Source organism: Bradyrhizobium sp. S3.2.6, from assembly GCF_040546885.1.
Classification (GTDB): Bacteria; Pseudomonadota; Alphaproteobacteria; order Rhizobiales; family Xanthobacteraceae; genus Bradyrhizobium; species Bradyrhizobium cytisi.
This window is the reverse complement of sequence record NZ_JBEPOS010000009.1, coordinates 85326-109444: the sequence shown is the minus strand read 5'-3', so window position 1 is coordinate 109444 and position 24119 is coordinate 85326. Positions and strand designations below refer to the sequence as shown.

The 24119-nt window shown below is 65.4% G+C and carries 23 protein-coding genes; 7 read left to right on the top strand and 16 right to left on the bottom strand.

Annotation, left to right across the window (positions count from 1 at the left end; translation table 11 throughout):
* Positions 1-44: 44 nt before the first annotated feature.
* The 6 genes from ABID58_RS18190 to ABID58_RS18165 all read right to left on the bottom strand — a co-directional run bounded on the left by ABID58_RS18190 (position 45) and on the right by ABID58_RS18165 (position 3711).
* Positions 45-257: a YodC family protein gene (locus ABID58_RS18190; protein ID WP_354033672.1), complete on the bottom strand. Its 213-nt coding sequence runs from the start codon at positions 255-257 to the stop codon at positions 45-47.
* A gap of 314 nt (positions 258-571) precedes the next feature.
* Positions 572-1318 carry an HAD family hydrolase gene (locus ABID58_RS18185; RefSeq protein WP_354033671.1) on the bottom strand — a complete coding sequence of 249 codons (747 nt, stop codon included), beginning with the start codon at positions 1316-1318 and terminating at the stop codon, positions 572-574.
* On the bottom strand, positions 1315-2214 hold the full coding sequence (gene hemF, locus ABID58_RS18180; RefSeq protein WP_354033670.1) for an oxygen-dependent coproporphyrinogen oxidase: 900 nt from the start codon (positions 2212-2214) through the stop codon (positions 1315-1317). Before hemF ends, ABID58_RS18185 begins: the two co-directional genes overlap by 4 nt.
* A gap of 4 nt (positions 2215-2218) precedes the next feature.
* Positions 2219-2584 (bottom strand): 6-pyruvoyl trahydropterin synthase family protein, encoded by a 366-nt coding sequence (locus ABID58_RS18175; RefSeq protein ID WP_148750108.1) that lies wholly within the window; start codon positions 2582-2584, stop codon positions 2219-2221.
* 17 nt (positions 2585-2601) lie between these two features.
* A complete protein-coding gene (gene queE, locus ABID58_RS18170; RefSeq protein ID WP_354033669.1) occupies positions 2602-3234 on the bottom strand; it encodes a 7-carboxy-7-deazaguanine synthase in 633 nt (210 codons plus the stop codon).
* Positions 3235-3252: 18 nt separating this feature from the next.
* Positions 3253-3711 (bottom strand): tRNA (cytidine(34)-2'-O)-methyltransferase, encoded by a 459-nt coding sequence (locus ABID58_RS18165; protein WP_354033668.1) that lies wholly within the window; start codon positions 3709-3711, stop codon positions 3253-3255.
* A gap of 278 nt (positions 3712-3989) precedes the next feature.
* Between ABID58_RS18165 and petA the strand changes: the two genes are divergently transcribed.
* The 5 genes from petA (at position 3990) to ABID58_RS18140 (ending at position 10653) form a co-directional block, all read left to right on the top strand.
* Positions 3990-4520 (top strand): ubiquinol-cytochrome c reductase iron-sulfur subunit, encoded by a 531-nt coding sequence (petA, locus tag ABID58_RS18160; RefSeq protein WP_148750101.1) that lies wholly within the window; start codon positions 3990-3992, stop codon positions 4518-4520.
* A gap of 62 nt (positions 4521-4582) precedes the next feature.
* Positions 4583-6646 carry a cytochrome b/c1 gene (fbcH, locus tag ABID58_RS18155; RefSeq protein ID WP_354033667.1) on the top strand — a complete coding sequence of 688 codons (2064 nt, stop codon included), beginning with the start codon at positions 4583-4585 and terminating at the stop codon, positions 6644-6646.
* A 148-nt stretch (positions 6647-6794) separates the two neighbouring features.
* A complete protein-coding gene (locus tag ABID58_RS18150) occupies positions 6795-7469 on the top strand; it encodes a dienelactone hydrolase family protein (protein WP_354033666.1) in 675 nt (224 codons plus the stop codon).
* Positions 7470-7938: 469 nt separating this feature from the next.
* Entirely contained in the window at positions 7939-10104 is a 2166-nt protein-coding gene (locus ABID58_RS18145; protein ID WP_354033665.1) for an anthranilate synthase component I, read from the top strand.
* 9 nt (positions 10105-10113) lie between these two features.
* Positions 10114-10653, top strand: a complete 540-nt coding sequence (locus tag ABID58_RS18140; protein WP_027529190.1) for an adenine phosphoribosyltransferase — start codon at positions 10114-10116, stop codon at positions 10651-10653.
* A gap of 16 nt (positions 10654-10669) precedes the next feature.
* Here the strand turns inward: ABID58_RS18140 and ABID58_RS18135 are convergent, their stop codons facing one another.
* From ABID58_RS18135 to ABID58_RS18095, 9 genes are all read right to left on the bottom strand, one after another.
* A complete protein-coding gene (locus tag ABID58_RS18135) occupies positions 10670-11002 on the bottom strand; it encodes a GIY-YIG nuclease family protein (RefSeq protein WP_354033664.1) in 333 nt (110 codons plus the stop codon).
* Positions 11003-11092: 90 nt separating this feature from the next.
* Positions 11093-11761 (bottom strand): P-loop NTPase family protein, encoded by a 669-nt coding sequence (locus ABID58_RS18130; RefSeq protein ID WP_187434715.1) that lies wholly within the window; start codon positions 11759-11761, stop codon positions 11093-11095.
* A gap of 62 nt (positions 11762-11823) precedes the next feature.
* The gene (locus tag ABID58_RS18125; protein ID WP_148750091.1) at positions 11824-12576 is read right to left on the bottom strand and encodes a P-loop NTPase family protein; all 753 of its coding nucleotides are present in this window, start codon (positions 12574-12576) and stop codon (positions 11824-11826) included.
* A gap of 207 nt (positions 12577-12783) precedes the next feature.
* A complete protein-coding gene (locus tag ABID58_RS18120) occupies positions 12784-14001 on the bottom strand; it encodes a M48 family metallopeptidase (RefSeq protein ID WP_354033663.1) in 1218 nt (405 codons plus the stop codon).
* 32 nt (positions 14002-14033) lie between these two features.
* A complete protein-coding gene (locus tag ABID58_RS18115) occupies positions 14034-14594 on the bottom strand; it encodes a LemA family protein (RefSeq protein WP_354033662.1) in 561 nt (186 codons plus the stop codon).
* Positions 14595-14726: 132 nt separating this feature from the next.
* The gene (locus ABID58_RS18110; RefSeq protein ID WP_354033661.1) at positions 14727-15707 is read right to left on the bottom strand and encodes a small ribosomal subunit Rsm22 family protein; all 981 of its coding nucleotides are present in this window, start codon (positions 15705-15707) and stop codon (positions 14727-14729) included.
* Positions 15708-15853: 146 nt separating this feature from the next.
* A complete protein-coding gene (gene smc, locus ABID58_RS18105; protein ID WP_354033659.1) occupies positions 15854-19318 on the bottom strand; it encodes a chromosome segregation protein SMC in 3465 nt (1154 codons plus the stop codon).
* Positions 19319-19534: 216 nt separating this feature from the next.
* A complete protein-coding gene (locus ABID58_RS18100) occupies positions 19535-20206 on the bottom strand; it encodes a DsbA family protein (RefSeq protein WP_148750082.1) in 672 nt (223 codons plus the stop codon).
* Between the two features lie 138 nt (positions 20207-20344).
* The gene (locus ABID58_RS18095; RefSeq protein WP_354033658.1) at positions 20345-20836 is read right to left on the bottom strand and encodes a DUF721 domain-containing protein; all 492 of its coding nucleotides are present in this window, start codon (positions 20834-20836) and stop codon (positions 20345-20347) included.
* A 123-nt stretch (positions 20837-20959) separates the two neighbouring features.
* On the opposite strand from ABID58_RS18095, the gene mutY reads away from it, so the two are divergent.
* Both mutY and ABID58_RS18085 read left to right on the top strand, forming a co-directional pair.
* Entirely contained in the window at positions 20960-22057 is a 1098-nt protein-coding gene (gene mutY, locus ABID58_RS18090; RefSeq protein WP_354033656.1) for an A/G-specific adenine glycosylase, read from the top strand.
* A gap of 75 nt (positions 22058-22132) precedes the next feature.
* On the top strand, positions 22133-22561 hold the full coding sequence (locus tag ABID58_RS18085) for a PaaI family thioesterase (protein ID WP_148750077.1): 429 nt from the start codon (positions 22133-22135) through the stop codon (positions 22559-22561).
* A 203-nt stretch (positions 22562-22764) separates the two neighbouring features.
* Here the strand turns inward: ABID58_RS18085 and ABID58_RS18080 are convergent, their stop codons facing one another.
* The gene (locus ABID58_RS18080) at positions 22765-24045 is read right to left on the bottom strand and encodes a flavin-dependent oxidoreductase (protein ID WP_354033655.1); all 1281 of its coding nucleotides are present in this window, start codon (positions 24043-24045) and stop codon (positions 22765-22767) included.
* Positions 24046-24119 lie beyond the last annotated feature (74 nt).

The following is a 24119-nucleotide window of genomic DNA, read 5'->3' as shown; positions in this document are numbered from 1 at the left end:
GAGCGAAGCGCTCCGACCTAACGAGGATAAGATCCTAGGCGCGCCTACTCGTCGTCCTCGTCGTCTTCTTCCTCGTCTTCGTCGTCCTCGTCGTCGATTTCCAGACGCTCGAGCGTGGCCAGCGGCAGCGTCTCGCGGAACAGATCGCCCTCCGAGCCCATCCAGAGACAGACGATGTCGTCGCCCTTCACCTCTGCGACGGTCAGCGGCTGGCCGCCGGATTTCAGCATCACAACGTCGCCGGTTTTCAGTTCCATGGATGGTCCTTTCGGGTTGATCGACGGGAGCGGAGCCTAGCAAGCCGTGATGACACGCCGATCACGGGCTATGGACCCGTGAAGTGCGCCGGCTTGCGTGGACTGCGAAACGTCGATGGCAGAGTTCGCGTGGGAGATCGCTCGATATTCGCTTCAGGATTATTCCGTCCCAGGCGCGGCGATGATGGCATCATGCGCCTGTTTTGCCCGACGCGTCAACTGATTTCGTAAAATCAGCAGCTGCGTTCTGTTTTGCGGCAAGCTGTTGAATTCGCGAGCCACGTCCTACTGTGCATGGGGTTGTTTTCGAGATTTCAGCCCGGCACCAGCTCGCTCAGCGAGCGGATGATGCGGTCGGGCCTGACGGTCGAGCCTGCGGGCAGACCGTCGCCGTGCACGTCGATCCAGATCGCATAGATGCCGAGCCGCTGCGGCGTCACGACCTCCCATTCCAGATTGTCGCCGATCATCCAGGTGTCCTCGGCGGCGACGCCGAGCGCCTCCATCGCGTGCAGATAGGCGCGCTCCTCCGGCTTGCCGAAGCCGTGCTCGCCCTCGATCTGGATGTGATCGAAGCGATGGGTCAGCTCGAAGCGCTCGACCTTGGCGCGCTGCATGTCGGCGGCGCCGTTGGTGACCAGCGCGAGCTTGACGCCGTGCGCCTTCAACGCGTCGATCGCATCATGCGCGCCCGGGAAAACGAAGATCGCTTCCTCGCGATAGGTGGTGAAGCGGTCGGCGAGGCGCGCGGCAAGATCGTCGGAGAGGGCGCGATGGCCGTTAGCGGCGAGCGCGGCGAAGCCGCCGCGCACCGTGAGCCGCCGCGCCTCGCCGAGCTTCATCCGCCACGCAGCTTCCGCGCTCGACCAGAACTGCCGCGCATAGGCCAGCACGGCCGTGGCGACCTCTCGCGGCGGCAGCGGTGCGAGCTCCTCGGCGAATTCTTCCGCGATCGTGTTCCAGGCGATCTCGGGCCGGCCATAGGCCGACAGGATGGTGTCGTCCATGTCGATCAGCATGGCGCGCGGCAGCGGCTTGATTGCGGGCTTGATCGTCGTCATGGCCACTTCACCTCCGGCGGCAGCGACGACAGGATCGAATCCACATTGCCGCCGGTCTTGAGGCCGAAGATGGTGCCGCGGTCGTAGAGCAGGTTGAACTCGACATAGCGTCCGCGGCGGATCAGCTGCTCCTCGCGATCCTCGGTGGTCCAGGTGCTAGCGAAATTGCGCCTGACGATGTCGGGATAGATCTTGAGGAACGCGCGGCCGACGTCTTGGGTGAAGGCGAGGTCGGCGTCCCAGTCGCCGCTGTCGTGCCAGTCGTAGAAGATGCCGCCGATGCCGCGCGCCTCTTTCCGGTGCGGCAGATAAAAATACTCGTCGCACCACTTCTTGTACTTGTCGTAATCGGCAACGCCGCTGGGCTGGTCGCAGGCCTGCTTCATCGCGGCGTGGAAGGCGATTGTGTCCGCGTCCTCCTGCGTGCGTCGGCGGTCGAGCACCGGCGTGAGATCGGCGCCGCCGCCGAACCACGCCTTGGTGGTGACGACGAAGCGCGTGTTCATGTGCACCGCCGGCACGTGCGGATTGCGCATGTGCGCGATCAGCGAGATGCCGGAGGCCCAGAAGCGCGGGTCTTCAGCCGCGCCCGGAATCTGCGCGCGAAACTCGGGCGCGAACTCGCCATGCACGGTCGAGCAATGCACGCCGACCTTCTCGAACAGGCGGCCCGACATCACCGACATCACGCCGCCGCCGCCGGCCGCCCCGCTGTGATCGGTGCGCTGCCAGGGCGTGCGCACGAAGCGGCCGGCCTCGCCGGGATAGAGGCTTTGCGGCGCGTCATCCTCGAGCCGTTCGAAGTTTTCGCAGATGTCGTCGCGCAGGCGCTCGAACCAGATGCGGGCGCGGGCCTTGCGGTCTTCGATCAAGCTCGGGTCCAATGTGGATGTCATGCCGTCAGCCCTGCGGACCGTAATAGGTGCAGCTCTCGTTGCAACTGTCGCGATGGATGCTGACGCGGCTGAGCTTGCCGACATGAGCGAGCCGCTCCCAGACGAAGCGCGACAGGTTTTCCAGCGTCGGGGTGCCCAGCGCCTCGATCTTGTTGAGGAACTTGTGGTCGAGCGTTAGCCGCACCTCCTCGATGGCGCGCTGGAGCAGGCCGAGATCGACCACCATGCCGGTCGCAGGGTCGGGCGTGCCGCGCACGGTCACCTCGGCGCGGAAGGAGTGACCGTGGATCTCTTCGCTCGCCGCACCAAAGGTCGTTCCCGGCAGCGAATGCGCCGCCTCGAAGCGGAACGATTTCGTCAATTCCCACATCTGTCCGTCAACCCATCCTATCTGATGCCGAGCGATTTATGCGTCTGCACGCTCAGCCGCCATTGCGGATGGCGCAGGCAATAGTCGATCGCGCGCGCGGTGTTCTCTGCGATTTCGGGCCCGTCCATCGGCTGCAGCGAGAAGCGCTCGAAGGCGAGGCTCTCGAAACTCTCGGGTGCGGCGAGGGCCTGCGGATAGACCAGCTTCAGCTCGTGCCCCTGGCGCAGCAGCAGCTCGCTGCCGCCCTTGGGGCTGACGCAGATCCAGTCGAGTCCCTCCGGCGGCGCGACCGTGCCGTTGGTCTCGACGCCGATCTCGAAGCCGCGGGCATGGAGCGCCGCGACTAGCGCGTCATCGACCTGCAGCAGGGGCTCACCGCCGGTCAGCACCACGTAGCGGTTGGAGGCCGCTCCGGTCCATTGCGCCGCGATGGTGTCGGCGAGTTCCGCAGCCGAGCCGTAACGGCCGCCGAGCGTGCCGTCGGTGCCGACGAAATCCGTGTCGCAGAACTGACATGTGGCCTCGCCGCGGTCGGCCTCGCGGCCGCTCCAGAGGTTGCAGCCGGCAAAACGGCAGAACACGGACGCGCGCCCGGCATGGGCGCCTTCGCCTTGCAGGGTCAGGAAGATTTCCTTGACCGCGTAACTCACTGGTCTCTCCTCGTCATATCAATCGAGCGGGTTCCGGACCTGCCGCAGCGCTTCGCCTGCGGCCATCGCCGCGCTCATGGCGACATTGAGCGACCGCAGCCCGGGCGTGATCGGGATCACCAGCCGCGCGTCCGCGGCCTCGACCACCGCATCGGTGACACCGGCGCTCTCGCGCCCGAATAGCAGGATGTCAGACGTCTGGTAACGGAAATCGCGGTAGTCGGTGGCGGCTTTGGTGGTGAACAGCAGCAGGCGGTTGCCTTGGCCCACGCGCCACTCCTCGAATTTCGACCAGGAATCGTGCCTGACGATGCTGACATGGTCGAGGTAGTCCATTCCTGCCCGGCGGAAATGCCGGTCGGAGACCGGGAAGCCGGCCGGCTCGATGATGTGGGCGGCGATGCCCAGACAGGCGCACAGGCGCAGAATCGTGCCGGTGTTCTGGGGGATGTCGGGTTGGAAAAGTGCGATCTGCATGAGCAGCGGTCGGTCGGTTGTGGGTCGGAAATGTTTCAATAAAACATCGCCAGCCGCGGAATTCGTGCATTGCACGCTCCTGCGCGGTTAGCGGGCTTGCGCTCGTCCTGCAAGGGTGCCAATAGAACGATTCTGGACTGCTGTTTTCGCCTTGTTTTGGTGGGGACTAGCCAAGTTCTGCCGCCGCGGGGGGCCGCGGGCGCCGGCAGGCTGTTCCGGGGACCTTGGGGGCTCCCGGAGCGGTTCCGTCGGCAGCATAAGAAGAAAGGGTTGGAATCGTGACGACAGCGTCTTCGGCGGACCATCCGACACGCCGTGATTTCTTATTCGTTGCAACGGGGGCAGCTGCAGCAGTAGGGGGCGCGGCCGCGCTCTGGCCCTTTATCTCCCAAATGAATCCTGACGCCTCGACCATCGCCGCCGGTGCGCCGATCGAGGTCGATCTGAGCCCGGTCGCTGAGGGGCAGGACATCAAGGTGTTCTGGCGCGGCAAGCCGATCTACATCAGCCACCGCACCAAGAAGCAGATCGACGAGGCGCGCGCCGTTCCCGTGGCGAGCCTGCCCGACCCGCAGTCCGACGAGGCCCGGGTCAAGTCCGGCCATGACCAGTGGCTGGTCGTGATCGGCATCTGCACCCATCTCGGCTGCATCCCGATCGCCCATGAAGGCAATTACGACGGGTTCTTCTGCCCCTGCCATGGTTCGCAGTACGATTCGTCCGGCCGCATCCGCCAGGGGCCCGCGCCTGCGAACCTGCCGGTGCCGCCGTACCAGTTCGTTTCCGACACCAAAATCCAGATCGGCTGAGCTTCGGACTCGCGTCCGAAGCCTCGAACCGTCTTGTCGTATTATTTCCTCAGGATCGCATCATGAGCGGACCATCCGACTACCAGCCGAGCAATCCGGCCCTGCAATGGATCGAGCGGCGCCTGCCGATCCTGGGTCTCGTCCATTCCTCCTTCGTCGTCTATCCCACCCCGCGCAACCTGAACTACTGGTGGACCTTCGGCGCCATCCTCTCCTTCATGCTCGGGGTGCAGATCCTGACCGGCGTGATCCTGGCGATGCACTACACGCCGCACGCCGATTTCGCCTTCAAGTCGGTCGAGCTGATCGTCCGTGACGTCAATTACGGCTGGCTGCTCCGCAACATGCACGCGGTCGGCGCATCGATGTTCTTTGTCGCGGTCTACGTCCATATGTTCCGTGGCATCTATTACGGCTCCTACAAGGAGCCGCGTGAGGTGCTCTGGATCCTCGGCGTCATCATCTACCTCCTGATGATGGCGACAGGCTTCATGGGCTACGTGCTGCCGTGGGGTCAGATGAGCTTCTGGGGCGCCACCGTCATCACCAATTTGTTCTCCGCCATTCCCTATGTCGGCGAGAGCATCGTGACGCTGCTGTGGGGCGGCTATTCGGTCGGCAACCCGACGCTGAACCGCTTCTTCTCGCTGCATTACCTGCTGCCGTTCCTGATCGCGGGCGTTGTCGTGCTCCACGTCTGGGCGCTGCACGTGGCCGGCCAGAACAATCCTGACGGCGTCGAGCCGAAGACGGAAAAGGACACTGTGCCGTTCACGCCGCATGCGACCATCAAGGACGGCTTCGGCGTTGCCTGCTTCCTGCTGCTCTACGCCTGGTTCATCTTCTACATGCCGAACTATCTCGGCGACGCCGACAACTACATTCCGGCGAACCCGGGCGTGACGCCGCCGCACATCGTGCCGGAATGGTATTACCTGCCGTTCTACGCGATCCTGCGCTCGATCCCGAACAAGCTCGCGGGCGTGATCGCGATGTTCTCGGCGATCATCATCCTGTGCTTCCTGCCCTGGCTCGATGCCGCCAAGACCCGGTCGTCGAAGTACCGTCCGCTGGCCAAGCAGTTCTTCTGGATCTTCGTTGTGGTCTGCATCCTGCTCGGCTATCTCGGCGCGCAGCCGCCGGAAGGCATCTACGTGATCGCCGGCCGGGTCCTGACGGTCTGCTACTTTGCCTACTTCCTGATCGTGCTGCCGCTGCTCGCGCGCATCGAGACGCCGCGGCCGGTGCCGAACTCGATCTCGGAGGCGATCCTCGCCAAGAGCGGCAAGGCCGTGGCCTCTATCATGGTCGCGCTCGTCGCTGCCGGCGCGCTGTTCGTCGGCACCTTGCAGGATGTCCGCGCAGAGGAAGGCGGCACCAAGCCGCCGGGCAACAAGTGGTCGTTCGCAGGCCCTTTGGGCACCTATGACCGCGGTGCGCTCCAGCGCGGCCTGAAGGTTTACAAGGAGGTCTGCTCCAACTGTCACGGCCTGTCCTACATCGCCTTCCGCAACCTCGCGGAAGCCGGTGGCCCTGGCTATTCGGTGGCGCAGGCGGCAGCGTTTGCCTCCGACTACAAGATCAAGGACGGTCCGAACGACCAGGGCGAAATGTTCGAGCGTCCGGGCCGGCCGGCCGACTACTTTCCCTCGCCGTTCCCGAACGAGCAGGCAGCCCGCGCGGCGAACGGCGGCGCAGCGCCGCCCGATTTGTCGCTGATCACCAAGGCGCGCTCCTATGGCCGCGGCTTCCCGATGTTCATCATCGACTTCTTCAGCCAGTACCAGGAGCAGGGTCCGGACTATGTCGCGGCGGTGCTCCAGGGCTTCGAGGACAAGGCGCCGGAAGGCGTGGCCATCCCGGAAGGCTCCTACTACAACAAGTACTTCCCGGGCCACGCCATCAAGATGCCGAAGCCGCTCAGCGACGGCCAGGTGACCTATGACGACGGCTCGCCGGCGACGGTTGCGCAGTATGCCAAGGACGTCACCACGTTCCTGATGTGGACCGCCGAGCCGCACATGGAAGCGCGCAAGCGCCTCGGCCTCCAGGTGTTCGTGTTCCTGATCATCTTCGCGTTCCTGATGTACTTCACCAAGAAGAAGGTCTGGGCCGACTCGCACTGAGCCGCGCACGCGAGACGAGAATGAAAAGGCCCCCGAAAAGGGGGCCTTTTTGTTGGACACGAGCGTGTGTTGTTTGGCGCGATTGCCTATCGCGCTTCCAGCGGCCAAAATACCCCAACATTCCCCCAGAAACTCGTCGGAGGACACCATGGGAACCGCGATCACCTTCAAGCGCCCGGACGGCAAGGACGCATCGGGCTATCTCGCCAATGCCGCACGCGGCAATGCGCCGGGCGTGGTGGTGATCCAGGAATGGTGGGGACTGTCGGACCAGATCAAGGGCCTGTGCGACCGCTTTGCGCTCGCGGGCTTCGATGCGCTGGCGCCCGATCTCTACAAGGGCAAGGTCGTGCCGTATCACGACACTGACGCGGCCGGCAAAGAGATGAACTCGCTCGACTTCATGGACGCCACCACGCAGACGGTGCGCGGCGCTACGCAATATCTGTCGCGCAACGGCGTCAAGGTCGGGCTAACAGGCTTCTGCCTCGGCGGCGCCGTCACCATTATTGGCTCGGTGCATGTGCCGGAGCTCGCCGCCGGCGTCGTGTTCTACGGCATCCCGCCGGAGCAGGCGGCCAAGCCCGCCGACGTCAAGATCCCGCTGCAGGCCCATTTCGCCAACAAGGACGATTGGTGCACGCCGGAGTTGGTCAACGGCTTCGAGAAGGCCATGAAGGCCGCCGGCAAGTCGCTGGAGCTGTTCCGCTATGACGCCGAGCACGCCTTCGTCAACGAGCAGCGCCAGGCCGTGCACGACCGCGAAGCCGCCGAGCTCGCCTGGGGCAGGGCGACGGAGTTTTTCCGGAAGCATCTGGGGTAAGGGCGGTGCCAGACCGATCCGAAGAGGAAAGGGGCCACGAGCGAGAGGTCTTCAAGGTCCCGGCTGAGCATCGGGCCGCGATTGTTGAAGGCCTTGAGCAAGCCGAACGCGGCGAGTTCGCCAGCGAGGCTGAAATGGCAGCCCTTTGGAAGCGGTGCGGCCTCTGAGTTGTAGCCCGGACGGAGCGCAGCGTAATCCGGGGCGCTCTCATCGCGGTGCGAATCCCGGATTGCGTTGCACTCCATCCGGGCTGCCGCTCCGGCCCCACCCTTGACGCCGTCCCCGCGCCATGGTGAGTATCGGCGCATGAGCACCGCAGCCCGCCCATCCCGTCGTTGGTGGCGCACCTCCTAAGAGGTGGCCGGTGCGATTTCTTTTCCCAAAATCGTCGAAGGTCGCCAGCACAGCGCGGCGGCCTGATCGTTTGTCCTGTGTGGCGTTCCCTCGGCAAGTTTCGTAAGAGGACCCCATGAACAGGACCGTCTTTGCCCTCCCGGCCAGAAGCGACTATGTGACCCGTGCAGGTCTCGCGATCACGCGCGTGGCGGAGCAGTTTACCGGCGGCGCCAACCGGCTCGACGATCTCGTCAGCCTGCTCGACCGCCGCCGCGGCGTGGTGCTGTCGTCGGGCACGACCGTGCCCGGCCGCTACGAGAGCTTCGACCTCGGCTTTTCCGATCCGCCGCTCAAGCTCGAAACCACTGGCGTCAATTTCAAGCTCGAAGCGCTCAACGCACGTGGCGAGGTGCTGATCGCCTTCCTCGCTGACGTCCTGCGCGAGCCCTGCGTCGTGGTCTCCGAGAAGACCGCTTCGCGCCTTGCCGGCCACATCATCCGCGGCGATGCGCCGATCGAGGAGGACCAGCGCACGCGGCGCGCCAGCGTCATGTCGCTGATACGCGATCTCGTCGCAGGCTTCTCCGCCAATGACGACGGGCTGCTCGGCCTGTTCGGCGCCTTCGCCTACGATCTCGTCTTCCAGATCGAGGACCTCGTCCAGAAGCGCGCGCGCGAAAAAGACCAGCGCGACATCGTGCTCTACGTCCCGGATCGTCTGCTTGCCTATGACCGCGCCACTGGCCGCGGCGTCGTGATCAGTTACGATTTTGCGTGGAAGGGCAAATCCACCGAGGGCCTGCCGCACGAGACTGCCGAGAGCCCGTATCAGAAGACGCCGCGCCAGGGTTTTGCCGATCACGCGCCCGGCGAATATCAGGCCACGGTGGAAACGGCCCGCGCTGCCTTTGCGCGCGGCGATCTGTTCGAGGCGGTGCCGGGCCAGCTCTTCGCCGAGCCCTGCGACCGCTCGCCGGCGGAAGTGTTCCAGCGCCTCTGCGTCATCAACCCGTCGCCCTACGGCGCGCTGATGAATCTCGGCGACGGAGAATTTCTGGTGTCGGCCTCGCCGGAAATGTTCGTGCGCTCCGACGGCCGCCGCGTCGAGACCTGCCCGATTTCCGGCACCATCGCGCGCGGCACCGATGCGATCGGCGATGCCGAGCAGATCCGCCAGCTCCTGAACTCGGAGAAGGACGAGTTCGAGCTCAACATGTGCACCGATGTCGATCGCAACGACAAGGCGCGCGTCTGCGTCCCCGGCACGATCAAGGTCTTGGCGCGCCGGCAGATCGAGACGTACTCAAAGCTGTTCCACACCGTCGATCATGTCGAGGGCATGCTGCGTCCCGGATTCGATGCGCTCGACGCCTTCCTCACCCATGCCTGGGCTGTCACCGTGACCGGTGCGCCAAAGCTATGGGCGATGCAGTTCGTCGAGGATCATGAGCGCTCGCCGCGGCGTTGGTACGCCGGCGCGATCGGCGCGGTGAACTTCGATGGCAGCATCAACACCGGTCTCACCATCCGCACCATCCGCATGAAGGATGGTCTCGCCGAGGTCCGCGTCGGCGCCACGTGTCTTTTCGATTCTGATCCGGCCGCGGAAGACCGCGAATGCCAGGTCAAGGCCGCAGCCCTTTTCCAGGCGCTGCGAGGCGATCCGCCGAAGCCGCTGTCGGCGTTTGCGCCCGATGCCACCGGTTCGGGCAAGCGCGTGCTGCTGATCGACCACGACGACAGCTTCGTGCACATGCTCGCCGATTATTTCCGCCAGGTCGGCGCCAGCGTCACCGTGGTCCGCTATGTGCATGCGCTCGACATGCTCAAGCAGAAGAGGTGGGATTTGCTGGTGCTGTCGCCCGGCCCGGGCCGCCCGGAAGATTTCGGGATCAAGACAACCATCGACGCGGCGCTGGAGAACAAGCTGCCGGTGTTCGGCGTCTGCCTTGGCGTCCAGGCGATCGGCGAATATTTCGGCGGTGAGCTCGGCCAGCTCACCCATCCCGCGCACGGCCGGCCCTCGCGTGTGCAGGTCCGCGGCGGGCGCTTGATGCGCAATCTGCCGAACGAGATCGTGATCGGCCGCTATCATTCGCTCTTCGTCGAGCGCGACAGCATGCCCGAAGTTCTGAGCGTCACCGCCAGCACCGAGGACGGCGTCGCCATGGCGCTGGAGCACAAGACCTTGCCGGTCGCCGGCGTGCAATTTCACCCGGAATCGCTGATGTCGCTCAGCAACGAGGTGGGATTGCGTATTGTCGAGAATGCGTTCCGGCTGGATGCGCCGGTCAATTGAGAGGCACCAATGACCTTTGACCACGATCTGAAGGCGAGCGTCCGCACCATTCCCGACTATCCCAAGCCGGGGATCATGTTCCGCGACATCACGACCTTGCTCGCGGATGCGCGGGCCTTCCGCCGTGCGGTCGACGAGCTCGTCAACCCCTGGGCGGGCAACAAGATCGACAAGGTCGCCGGCATGGAGGCGCGCGGCTTCATCATCGGCGGCGCGGTTGCGCATCAGCTCTCGGCCGGCTTCGTGCCGATCCGCAAGAAGGGCAAGCTGCCGCACACCACCGTGCGGATCGCGTACTCGCTGGAATACGGCATCGACGAGATGGAGATGCATGTCGACGCCATCTCGCCCGGCGAGCGCGTCATCCTCGTCGACGACCTCATCGCCACCGGCGGCACCGCGGAAGGCGCGGTGAAGCTGCTGCGCCAGATCGGCGCCAACGTCGTCGCCGCCTGCTTCATCATCGACCTGCCCGAGCTCGGCGGCGCCGCCAAGCTCCGCGCCATGGACGTTCCGGTGCGCACGCTGATGACGTTCGAGGGGCACTGAGCGATCGCTGCGATCGTCAGATCGCCTCCGCCTTCAGCTCGGCCCGCCAGTGCGTCCCGCGCTCCTTCAGCAGTGCGTCCCTGACATAGGCGGTCTCTTCGTCCTCCAGACGCTCGCATTCGTCGAACGTCAGGCCGGCCTCACCGTGCGCGTTCCAGGCGGCCTGGAGGCTCCGGCAGGGGTGGCCGCCCTGGCGCAGTGAGAACCAGATGCGGTTCCGGATCGTCTCCAGGTTTGGGGCCTGGCCGACCCAGGCCTCGCCCGAAGCCGCACAGCGGATCACGTAGATGCCCGCAATGGTCTTCCGCTCCTTGTAGGCGGCGATGGCTGCTTTCCGGTCGATGCTCACGGCTGCGCTCTGGATGAAGGGGACGTTGATAATCGCCTCACTAAGCCCAACGCGGCCGGCAGTCAATATTATCCGGGTATAATTTGTAACCTAAGATCGCTGCAGGATCAGGCTGAGCTCGAGCTCGCGGAAGGCGAGGTAATTGCGCCGGGTCCACTGGTGCAGCTCGGTCGAGGAGTCCTTCTCCTGGCGCAAATAGCCGGTGAAGGAGAAGTTCAGCCGGTCGATATAGGTCTTGAGGAAGCCGGGCAGCGCCGGCAGCCGGAATAGCCGGCCGCCGGCCATCGCGGGCGGCAGCTCGCCGCGGAGGATGAACTCGTTGTCGACGGTGATCAGGTTCATCCGCGGGATCTGCAGGCGCAGCATCTCATGGGCGCGGGCGGAGACGCGGTCGGTGTCGGCGACGAACAGGATCTGTGGTGCGACATGCCGGCGCGCCGCTTCCTTGAGCAGGCCGATCTCGTCGGCCATCTTGAAGAATTCGTCGAAGGCGTGGAAGCCGAGGTCGATGACCTTGGCGAGCCCGTCATCGACGATGACGCGGTCCATCAGCTGCATCTTGCCGTAAGTGTCGATCACGTCGGCGGTCTCGGTCACCTTCGGCAGGTAATCGAGCAGCGACGGCTCCTTCAGATTGACGTCGAAGGCCGCGACATTGCCGTTCTTGAGCAGCAAGAATTCGGCGAGCAGCCGCGCCAGCAAGGTCTTGCCGACCTGCGGGCGGGGCGAGCAGATGATGTAAAGGGGCGTCGCGGGCATCACGAGCTATTATCTGAGCGAACTCACCGCTCAATCCAGCCGTATCCACCCATACTCTGCAACTATTTTTCGCTGCTGCGGCCGCCCGGCTTGGAGCCGACGATGTCGGTCAGGCGGATCCGGTCGAACTCGCTCCAGACGTTCGCCAGCCAGTGCCGGACATAACCGCGCAGCACGAACGAATAGTTCGCGGCATCGTCGTTGATGCCTTTGTTGGCGACGAATTTCAGGAACGGGACAGAGGAGACCTCGACCTGCTCATAGGCCATTTCGTTGAGCTTGGGGATGGTCAGCTCGGTCGCATCCTTGATGCGGTGGAAGTAGGAATTGTAGGTCGACTGGTCCCACTGGAAGAACTGGGTGTCGTTGATGAAGTTCTTCACCAGGAAATACTTGGCGCCGGTCATGAAACCGGCCGTCTCGGCGATCTCGTCCAGCGAGGCGATCGAGGGTCCCAGGATGTGGAACACCGCGAAGGTGATCTGGCCGGCCTTGGCGGCGTCGAGGAAACCGATATCGCGCAGCGAGGCCAGAGCCGGCGAGAGCAGGCCGGCGCGAACGTCGATCACGGTGACCGATGGGCTGGTCGCATTGAGCGTATCGAAGATCTTCATTTGATCGGCCGTCGTCGTCATGTCGACGATTTCGGTGATGTCAGGATGGAAGCGCTTCAGCGTGCCGCGCGGGGATTCCGTGTCGAAGGCGCGGGTCGGCACGTTGTTGGCGGAAAAATAATCGAGCAAGGTGCGCGACACCGTGGTCTTGCCAACCCCGCCCTTGTCCGCGCCCACCACAACCACTGCCGGCTTTGCCATTGCTGTCCCCTAACGCGCGCCCCCGATCGCGAGGTCGCAATCGGCCGGGCCCCAAATCGATGTCCCAAGGATGTCCCAAGTCTGCTGTTGGGCGCGAACATGGCAGAAACAAGGGAGAATTCAAATCCGCAGGCCGCCGTTGCGGCAATTCCCGAGGTTTTTCCCAATCGCCGGGAAACCCGCCGCAAGTTGCGGCAAATCATGTGTTCAATGACGGCCCCAAGGACCCATGGGATTCCCGATCGGATTGCCGGCTGCGGTTCCGGAGGGGGCTGGCGCGGGCACGGGCGGCGGACTGGTCCGGCTGCCTGCATCGTTCCAGGGGCCTTGCGGCAGCGGCGGCGGGGCGTCTTGCCGGTCGGCTTGCGCCTCCGGCTCTTCCGTCTCGTCGGCGGGCGGCGGCAGCGGACCGGGATCGTGGCCGCCGGCAAACTTCACCAGCGCATCGACCCGGGACTGCACCGACGGGTGGGTCGCGAACAAATCGGCAAAGCCCTCGCGCGGATTGTCGAGGCACAGCTCCATCACCGCCGAGGTCGCACCCGGCAGCTCGCCGCGGTTCTCGATCTTGCGCAGCGCCGAGATCATGGCGTCAGGGTTTTTCGTCAGCTCGACCGAGCCGGCGTCGGCCAGATATTCGCGCGAGCGCGACAGTGCGAGCTTGACCACCTGCGACACCAGCCAGGCCACCACGATCAGCACGACCGCGATGATGATGACCACGATTGCGCCGCCGCCGGAGCTCTTGCTGTCGCTCGACGACGAGGACGATCGCGACGAGGAGGAGGAACCCGACGACCACGAGCCGCCGGAGCTCCAGCTCAGATTCGTGAACAGCCGGAAGAACAATTCGCCGAAGAAGCCGACCACGCCGGCAATGATCACGGCGACGATCATCAGCTGCACATCGCCGTTCTTGATGTGGGTGAGCTCGTGGCCCAGCACCGCCTCGATCTCCCGGTCGTTCAGCGCCTTCAGCAGACCGGTGGTGACGGTAACAGCATATTGCCGCGGGTTGAGGCCGGTCGCGAACGCGTTGAGCGCCGGGCTCTCCATGATCTTCAACTTCGGCATGGTGATGCCGCGCGAGATGCAGAGATTTTCCAGCAGATTGTAGAGTCGCGGCTCCTCCTGCCGGGTGACGTCATGGCCGCCGGTGACGGCATCGATCATCGATTGATGAAAGAAATAGGCGATAATGATCCAGGCAAATGCCGCGACGGTCGCGAAGGGCGCGGCCTTGAGCAGGTCGGCGAAGGCCCGGTTCAGATAATAGGCGACGGTCTCATTGCCGTTGATGACGACTTCGGCGACCAGCGCGCCGGCATAGACCAGCACATAGACCAGCGCGAACAGGCCGGCGAGCAGCAGCATCGAACGAAACTTGTTCGAGGCGATGTGCGTGTAGAGACCATACGCGGCCATGACGCGTTGCCCTGCCGGCCTGTCGGCTCAGATCAGAACTTCACCTGAGGCGCCGCCTCGACCTCGGTGCGGCTGGCGCCGAGATCGAAGAAGTCCTTCTTGGTGAAGCCGAACATGCCGGCGAACAGAGCGGCGGGCATCTGCTGGATGCCGGTATTGTATTCCTGGACCGCGTTGTTGAAGAAGCGGCGGCTCGCCGCGATCTTGTTCTCGAGATCGGAGAGCTCGCTGGCGAGCTGCTGGAAATTGGTGTTGGCCTTGAGGTCGGGATACGCCTCGGAGAGCGCGATCAGCCGGCCGAGCGCGCCGGAGAGCTGGTTCTCGGCGGCGGACACCTGCGCGGGCCCCTGCGCCGACATCGCCGAATTGCGCGCCTTGATGACATCGTCGAGCGTGCCGCGCTCATGCGAGGCATAGCCCTTCACCGTCTCGACCAGGTTCGGGACCAGATCGTGGCGCTGCTTGAGCTGCACGTCGATATCGGCAAAGGCCTGGCTGACGCGCTGGCCGAGCGCCACCAGCCGGTTGTAGGCGCTGAAGGCGAACAGCACGAGGACGACGATGACGCCGAGAACGATCCAGCCGGTCGACATGGAAAACTCCTGAAGGGAATTGAGGCGGGCAGCGTAAACCAAAATGGGGCTGGGGAGAGCCCCGCGCGCAGGAAGATAAGACTTGGTCGGATCGGGAACCATCCGCGTTCAAGGCAAAAGCGCCGAACGGGGTTAACTTTCGGACAGAACGGTATCACCCCAGCGCCAACGTCTCGCGTCCGCATAAGCAGCCTTGTTCCGCCGCGGCACCTTGGCGAGTGCGACGCCGTCCTCGGTGCAAAGCTTGGCCGCGATCTCGGCCTTGCCGACATCCGGCGGCGCCAGCACGCGCGGGCCGCGGGCCGCGGGCGGCGCGCGGGTCAGGGCGACGTAGATGAAGCGCTCGTCCTCGAACGGCACCTCCGCGCCCTTGATCTGGCGGTGCGCTTGCGAGCGCGGCAGGCGCTGGTTGAAATGGCACCAGTCGGGCGCGATGAGCGGGCAGGGCTTTTCGTGCGGGCAGGGCGCGGCGACAAAGGCGCCGGCCGCGGTCAGTTGCTGGCGCAGCGCGAGGATGCGGGCATAGCCGGCGGGGGTGCCGGGCTCGATCACGACTAGCGCGTGGCGCGCTTTGGCCCACATTGTCTCGGCAAGCTTGCGCTGATCGCTCTCGCCGAGCTCGCCGATGACATAGCTCGCGACGACAAGATCGGCTTGCGAGACTTCGGCGAGGTTGGCGGCGGCATCGCCCGGCAGATAGCGGCAATCCGAGAGGCGCGAGCTGTCGCGCGCCAGCTCGAGCGCGAGCCGGCTCAGCGTGGCGTTGGCGTCGAGCAGCGTAAAACCTTGCAATGACGAAAAGGCCTCCGCCGCGGCCCAGCTCGCGGTGCCCGGGCCTGCGCCGACGTCGAGCAATGATTCAGGTGCGAGGTCCGGCGCGATCTCGGTGAGCGCGCTCAGGCTTGCGGCGACGGCAGCGTAAGTCGCCGGCATGCGCGCGAGCGCATAGGCGAGCGCATCAGCCTCGGACTTGATCGTGCCGGAGCCACCGCCGGCGCGATAGGTCGTCGAGATCTTCTGCGACCGCTGTGCAGCGTCGGTGCGGGAGAAGCCCTGCAGCCTGGCGTCGAGGGCGGCCTTGAGTTCAGCGGGGAAGGTGGGTGAGATCATCATCCGTCATGCCCCGCGCAGGCGGGGCATCCAGTAATCCGAGAGAGTGCCGTCAGCCGAGAAGCCGCGGCGTACTGGAGCATCCGCCCCGGTGCGCAATTGCGCACAAGGCGGATGATGACGTCAATGGGTTTGGAACGCGCGCAGCCTCACGCCACGTTCTGGTCGAGAATGTCCACGGCCTCTTGCAGGTTCACCGAGACGAGCTGGGAGACGCCGCGCTCGGCCATGGTGACGCCGAACAGGCGGTTCATCCGTGCCATCGTGATCGGATTGTGCGTGATGATGACGAAGCGCGTGTCGGTCGAGGCGGTCATCTCGTGCAGCAGGTTGCAGTACCGTTCGACGTTGTGGTCGTCGAGCGGTGCGTCGACTTCGTCCAGCACGCAGATCGGTGAGGGGTTGGTCAAGAACACCGCGAAGATCAGCGCCATCGCGGTCAGCGCCTGCTCGCCGCCCGAGAGCAGCGACAGCGTCTGCGGCTTCTTGCCCGGCGGCTTGGCGATGATTTCAAGACCAGCTTCCAGCGGGTCGTCGCTCTCGATCAGGTGCAGCGCGGCTTCGCCGCCGCCGAACAGCTCGACGAACAGGCGCTTGAAGTGGTTGTTGACGACCTCGAACGAGGTCAGGAGGCGCTCGCGTGCTTCCTTGTTGAGGCTCTGGATGCCCTGGCGCAGCCGCTTGATGGCTTCGACCAGGTCGTCGCGCTCGGTGACCAGACCCGTGTGCTGGGTCTCGACCTCGCGCAGCTCTTCCTCGGCGCGCAGGTTCACGGCGCCCAGGCGCTCGCGATCGCGGCGCATCTTTTCGAGATCTTCCTCGATGTCGTGCAGCGGCGGCAGCTCGGCGCCGGGCTCGAGCTCGGCGAGGCCGGCGACGGCATGGGGCTCCACTTCGAGCATGTCGCGGATCTCGCGCTCGATGTCCTCGAGCCGGCGCCTCGAACCTTCCATGCGCTCCTCGGCGCGGGCGGTGGCCTCGCGCGAGCTGGAGAGCGTTTCGAGCGTCAGCTTGGCGACGCGATCGGTCTCGGCCATCGCGGTCTCCGCGGCGGCGAGCGCATCGGCGGCCAGGCGGCGGTCGTTCTCCGCATATTCGATCTCGGTGATCAGCGCGCTGCGCTTCTCGGCGAACACGGCGGGCGCGTTTTCGAGATCGCTGCGCTCGATCGAGACCTCGGTGATGCGGGTCTGGATGGTGTCGATATGGGAGGCCGCGCTCTCCTTGCGGTTCTGCCATTCGGTGCGCTCGGCGAGGATCGCCTGGACGCGGCGGTCGGCCAGCTCGGCCTCGCGCGCCAGTGCCTGCGCCTCGGCGCGGACCTGCGCGGCCATGCGGCGTTGGCCTTCGATGTCGCTGCGGACGGCGGCGAGACGGGTCTCGGTGTCCTCACTCGACGGCAGCTCACTGATGCCGGCCTCGGCGTATTCGTACGCGGCTTCGGCCTCGGCGCGGTCGGCGGCGAGACGGCTGTGCGCTTCCGACAGCGTCGCTTTGCGCGCGGCGTGGCGGCTGATCTCGCGCTCGGCTGCGGCGTGGCGCTCGCGCGCGACGTTCAGCTCGCGCTGCGCGGCACGCCAGGCCTCGCGGCTGGCACCTTCGGTACTGGCCGCCATCTGCAGCTCGGACTCGGCGTTCTCCAGCGCCTGACGCTTGATCTGCGCGTCGATGCGAGCCTGCTCCAGCTCGTTCTCGATATCGACGAGGCGGGCGCGCTCGGCAAGGCGCCGCGCAGCGCCGGTCGGGGCGTGAGCGGCGGCGACAAAGCCGTCCCAGCGCCAGACGTCGCCTTCGGGCGAGACCAGCCGCTGGCCGGTCTTGAGCTGCGACACCAGCTCGGCGCCGCGCTCGCGCGGCACCACGCCGATCTGCGCCAGGCGGCGCGTCAGCTCGGCCGGCGCCTGAACGTGGTTGGCGAGCGGGGTGACGCCTTCGGGCAGCTCCGGATCGCCGTCGGTGACGCCGGCATTGGTCCAGCGCATCGGCGCCGAGGGATCGACCGGCGCATCGAGATCGTCGCCGAGCGCGGCGCCGATCGCCTTTTCAAAGCCCTTATCGACAGTGATGCCGTCGATGATCGGCGGCCACAGATTCTTGGTTTCGCCGTTGACGATTTTCGAGATGGTGCGCGCCTCGGTATCGAGCCGCTGCACGCGCTTGTCGGCCTCATTGAGCGGCGAGCGCGAGGATTCCAGCGTCTGGCGCGCGGCGACATGTGCGGCTTCGCTCGCTTGCGCGGCGGCTTCCGAAGCGGCCAGCGTCTGCTCGGCGGTTTCGACCGTTGCGGTCAGCTCGTCGAGATCGCCGAAACCGCCGGTTTCGGCGGCAAGCTTCTGCTCTTCGGCGGCGACATTCGCGATCTCCTGGTCGAGACGGGCGAGCTTGTCGCGGTGGGTGCGGACGTTGGCCTCTAACTGGTTGCGCTTGGCGGTGAGGTCGGCGAGCGCGGTGGTGAGCTCGGCGAACTGCCGCTCGGTTTCGGTCAGCACGGCCTCGGCTTCGCCGACGCGCTCGTCGACGCCGGAGCGCTTCTCGACGCGCGACTTGATCTCTTCCTTCAGCTCGGCATCTTCGGTGTCGAGCCGCTGCAGCGCGATCTCGGCATCCATGGTCTGCTGCTGAGCGCGGGAGATGTCGCCCTCGAACTGCGCGAGGCGGCGCTCGAGCTCGGCGACGCGCTCCTTGGCACGCTCTTCCTCGCGATCGAGCAGCTCGCGGGCATTGGTCAGGCGCTGGAGGCCCGCCGCGGCGCGTGCTTCGGCATCGCGCAGCGCCGGCATTTCGGCGGCACGGATCGCCTGGATGCGGGCGGCTTCGGCCTGGTGCTGGGTGCGCTCGGCCATCTCGCGCACGGCGAGATCGTGGGTGTGGCCGGATTCGTTGACGTCGGCGTGAGCGCCGATCCAGCGCAGATGGAACAGCGTGGCTTCGGCCTTGCGGACCTTGGCCGCGACTTCGCGATAGCGCACGGCCTGGCGGGCCTGCTTCTTCAGGCCTTCCATCTGGCCGGCGAGCTGGCCGATCACGTCCTCGACGCGGGTGAGGTTGGTTTCGGCCGCCTTCAGCCGCAGCTCGGCCTCGTGGCGACGGGCGTGCAGGCCGGCGACGCCGGCGGCGTCTTCCAGCACGCGGCGGCGCTGCTCGGGCTTGGCCTGAATGATTTCGCCGATCTTGCCCTGGTGGACGAGGGCCGGCGAACGCGCGCCGGTGGCGGCATCCGCGAACAGAATCTGCACGTCGCGGGCGCGGACGTCGCGGCCGTTGATCCGATAGACCGAGCCGGCCTCGCGCTCGATGCGGCGGGAGATTTCGAGCAGCTGGCTGTCGTTCATCGCTGCCGGCGCGGTGCGATCGGCATTGTCGATCGTCATCGTCACTTCGGCGTGGTTGCGCGCGGGACGGTTGCCGGAGCCGGCGAAGATCACCGCGTCCATGTCGGCGGCGCGCAGCGACTTGTACGAGGTCTCGCCCATCGCCCAGCGCAGCGCCTCGACGAGATTCGACTTGCCGCAGCCATTCGGTCCGACCACGCCGGTCAGGCCGGGCTCGATGACGAAGTCCGTGGGCTCAACGAAGGACTTGAATCCGTGTAGGCGCAGGCGGGTGATCTTCATAAGCACGCATCTCTGTTGGCAGGCGCGAATCCCCCTGCCCGGACAATAGCATGGAAGGCAATGTCGCTGTCTGGGCGAGTCGCGCGGGGCGCCTCATGCGGCGGACAATGGCCGCGGTGTGCCGCGAGGGCAACCTGCGAAAGCCGCTTTTCCCAAGGGATTTATGCCGGGAAAGATACGGCTCTTGAGATGCGGATCAGGATCTTGACGAGCGAATCAGCTCTTCAGCAGCGGATTGATCTTCTTGGCGAATTCCTCGAACGAGGTCTCGCCCTTGATCTTCTCGCCGTTGATGAAGAACGTCGGCGTCGAATCGACCTTCAGAACGTCGCTGGCATATTTCTGGTCGGCGGCGATCTTGTCGAGCAGCGCCTGGTCCTTCAGGCAGGCTTCCACCTGCTGCTGGGTGAGGCCGGCCTGCTTGCCGATCCGCGTCAGCGTCTCCGTGGTGTTCTTCGTCACCCAGTCGTTCTGCTGGCGGAACAGCATGTCGGTGACCGCGAAGTATTTCGGCGCGTCGCCATTAGCGATACAGCGCGACAGCATCGAGCCGGCGGCGGCTTTGATGTCGAGCGGGAACTCGCGGAAGATGTAACGGATCTTGCCGGTGTCGATGTATTCCGACTTGATCTTGGGGAACACCTGCTCGTTGAAGGCCGCGCAATGCGGGCAGGTCATCGAGGCGTATTCGGTGATGGTGACGGGGGCATCCTTCGGGCCGAGCGCCATATCGGGCAGCGACACGGGCTTGGCGACATCGCCGGCGGCCTGAGCCATTGCTTCAGGGATCATGGCTTCAGAGATCAACCGCAGCGGCGAGAGCCCGGCGAGCGCGGCAAGCCCGGTCAGCGACAGCATCGTGGTGAAGGCGCGGCGGGTGATGATCAAGGTCGGCTCCCGAATTGGCATGGTCTCGCGCCCTAAGGCTCATAAGAAGGTTCCCGGGCGGCCTGTCGCTAGCTTGAAACGTGGTTTGAGGCAATGGCGAGCAGCAGGGAGGGGTCCAGATTGGCCGCGAAATGGGGCTCAATTTCGCTTGATGGCGGCCCCGAGCCGCGCCAGCGCCGTCTTCAATTCTTCGTCTTCGATATCCCCCAGGCTCTCCGCCACCTTGGCGACGGCCTTGGGGTCCGGCGGGGCGGGCCGCACCGGGCGCCGTGGGCGCGACAGGGGGGCCTGGCGGAAGGCGAGCTTGCCGACCGCGCTCCAGCCGAAGAAGCGGTTGACCCGCTCCAGGATCACGTCGGCCGAGTGCTGGATCTCCAGCGCCATCGGGCCCTCGACCCGCAGCACCAGCGTCGCGGCCTCCTGCGGCTGGCCCTCGACCGGCCGCGGCCATTGCATCTTGAGCGGCTCGGCATGGGCGGCGATCTCAGGTCCGGCGATCTGCGCCCACCTCGTCACCAGCTCGCGCGCCGCAAAACCCTGCTTGGCATAGGCCTCGGCAAAGACGTCGTTGAGCAGGATCCCGAGCGGCTTGGCGCTGATGGGGCCGGGTTTGGGAGGGAATTTGGACATGCGGCCTTATAGCACCTCGGTGCGCGAGCCGCAGAACTCCTCGCAGCGAAGAAAGACGTGGATGCCTGCGACGAGCGCGGGCATGACGTGGAGAGGCCGGTGCATTGTCGTTACAGTAAGGACATGAGCCCCAAATCCGCCCTGAAGGCGAAATCGGAACCCAGACAGCCGGAGACCGTGTCGCGCCCGGTCGCGCTGCTCGCCTGGTACGACCGCCACCGCCGCAGGCTGCCCTGGCGCGCCGCGCCCGGCGAGACCTCGGATCCCTACCGCATCTGGCTGTCGGAAATCATGCTCCAGCAGACCACGGTGAAGGCGGTTGGGCCCTATTTCGAGAAGTTCGTCGCGCGCTGGCCTGACGTCACGGCATTGGGAAACGCCTCGCAGGATGACGTGCTGCGGATGTGGGCCGGGCTTGGCTATTATTCGCGCGCACGCAATCTCTATGCCTGTGCGGTGGCGGTGACGCGCGAGCATGGCGGCGCCTTTCCAGACACCGAGGAGGGGCTGCGAACTCTGCCGGGAATCGGGCCCTACACCTCGGCTGCGATTGCCGCGATCGCGTTCGATCGCCACACCATGCCGGTCGACGGCAATATCGAGCGGGTGGTGTCACGCCTGTTTGCGGTCGAGGAGGAGCTGCCGCAGGCGAAGCCGCTGATCCAGCAACTGGCAGCGACGCTGCTGGCCAACTCCCGCGCCGGCGATAGTGCGCAGGCGCTGATGGATCTCGGCGCCTCGATCTGCACGCCGAAAAAGCCGGCCTGCTCGCTGTGCCCGTTGAATGAGGATTGCACGGCGCGTGCGCTTGGAACGCAGGAGAGGTTTCCGCGCAAGGCGCCGAAGAAGAGCGGAACGCTGCGGCGTGGTGCCGCCTTCGTCGTCACGCGCGGTGATGATCTGCTCGTCCGCAGCCGACCTGAAAAGGGCCTGCTCGGCGGCATGACCGAGGTGCCGGGTTCCGACTGGCGCGCCGGACAGGAGGACGCGACGGCAAAACAGCAGGCGCCGGGCTTGAAGGGGCTGTCGCGCTGGCAGCGCAAGGTCGGCGTGGTCACCCACGTCTTCACGCATTTCCCGCTGGAGCTCGTGGTCTACACCGCGAAGGCAGAGGCTCGCACGCGCGCGCCCGAAGGCATGCGCTGGGTTCCGATCGCGACGCTGGCCGACGAGGCGCTGCCCAACGTCATGCGCAAGGTGATTGCGCACGCGCTGGACTGAGGCTCAGGCGGCGCGCCTGCTGCCATGAGGGTGTCAGCAGGTCTACGCTAGGTCTTGACGCTCACGGAGGTTCGCATGGTCAAGACCGCGCTCGACAACTTCAAGAGGCCGCCCTGCGCCGAGCTGTTGGGATGGCGGCTGCTCGATGCCCGTCCAGCGGACGGATGGATCAAGCTCGGCTTCGAGGGCAAGCCTGAGTTCTGCAATCCTGCCGGCTTCATCCAGGGCGGCCTGCTCTCCGCCATGCTCGACGACACCATGGGCCCGGCGGTCCTCGTGATGAGCGAAGGTCGGCTCTACACCACCACGATCAGCATGACCGTGAATTTTCTGAGTCCCGCAAAGCCCGGGCCGATCATTGCCGAGGCAACGGTGACGCAGCTCGGCAAGACGATAGCGTTCGTCGAGGCCAAGCTGATGGCGGAGGATGGCACGGTGCTGGCGACGGCGAGCGCGAGCGAACGGTTGCTGGAGGCGGCGAGGGTGGTCGGAAAAATAGTCTGACGGCATGCGATACCCCTTCTCCCCTTGTGGGAGAAGGTGGCGCAAAGCGCCGGATGAGGGGTATCTATCCGCGAATTCTATTGTGTGAAGTGAACGCGCGGAGAGATACCCCTCGCCCAAGTGAGTCCGCGTCCACCGGCGTCGCGGCCCTCTCCCACAAGGGGCGAGGGCGCATCAATGCGCATCTCGCTTCGTGCGAAAATTCATATCGTCGCCCGCGCGTCTCCGCTCACGATCGGCGGCTTCGCGTTCAGCGCCTCGACCTGGAAGCCCGCAACGCGCTTGTAGTTCGCGGCGATGTCTTCCAGCTCCTTTTGCGACAGCACGTCCGTGACAACCTTGTAGCCATCCGGCGCGCGTTCCTCGACGAGCTGCATCACCTGCTCGGGGCCATTCTTGCGGTTGAGCAGCACGAGGTCGGTGGTCGCAGGCCGCCGCTCGGCTTCATAGGCGAGCAGCGCGGCTTGCGTCGGGCCATGGGCCAAAATCTCGCGGGTGATGGTGCGGGCATCGAGGATCGCCTGCGAGGCGCCGTTCGAGCCGATCGGGTACATCGGGTGTGCGGCATCGCCCATCAGCGTGACCTTGCCGAAAGTCCATTGCGACACGGGATCGCGATCCACCAGCGGATATTCGTAGGCGTGCGGGCAGTTTTTAATCAAGCCGGGCACGTCGAGCCAGTCGAACTGCCAGCTTTCGAACCATGGCAAGAACTCTTCCAGCCGCGCGGTGCGGTTATAGTCTTCGCGCCGCCACTGATAGGTCGGCGGCATATGGCGCTCGGCGACCCAGTTGATCAGATGATTGCCCGCCGCATCCGGTTCTTTCGAGATCGGATAGCAGACGAATTTCAGGATCTCGTGGCCGGCCATGATCATGGTGCGGCCGGTCAAGAAGGCCTTTGATGGCGTCACGCCGCGCCAGAGAATGCGGCCGTTCCAGATCGGCGCGCCTTCATGCGGATAGAGCTTTTCTCGCGCGGCGGAATGGATCCCGTCGGCGGCGATCATGATGGCACCTTCGTAAGTCCCGGCCGGTTTGCCGGTAGCTCTGTCGATGAACTCGGCGCGGACGCCGTTGGCGGCCGTCTCGGTCCAGCGGGCCAAATGATGGCTGGTCAAAATGTTGTCGCGGCCGAGCCGCGCGATTGCGGTGTCGAGCAGGAGTTGCTGGAGGGTACCGCGATGGATCGAGAACTGCGGCCATTTGTAGCCGGCTTCCAGCCCGCGCGGTTCGCTCCAGATCGGCTTGCCGTGCTTGGAGAAATAAGCGAGCTCGCGAGTGCGCACGCCGCTGGCATCGAGCTTGTCCATCAGCCCGAGCTCGATCAGCTCGCGCACCGCATGCGGCAGCACGTTGATGCCGACGCCAAGCGGCTTCAGTTCCGCGACGCTCTCGAACACTTTCACGGGAACGCCGATTCCGTGCAGGCTGAGCGCAAGCGTCAGCCCGCCGATGCCGCCACCGGCGATGAGTACCGTCATGACAAACCCCTCCAGGTGCGGGCGTCTTGGCACAGGCGGGCGGATGTGGGCAACTGCGAAGAGAATGTCGTGCT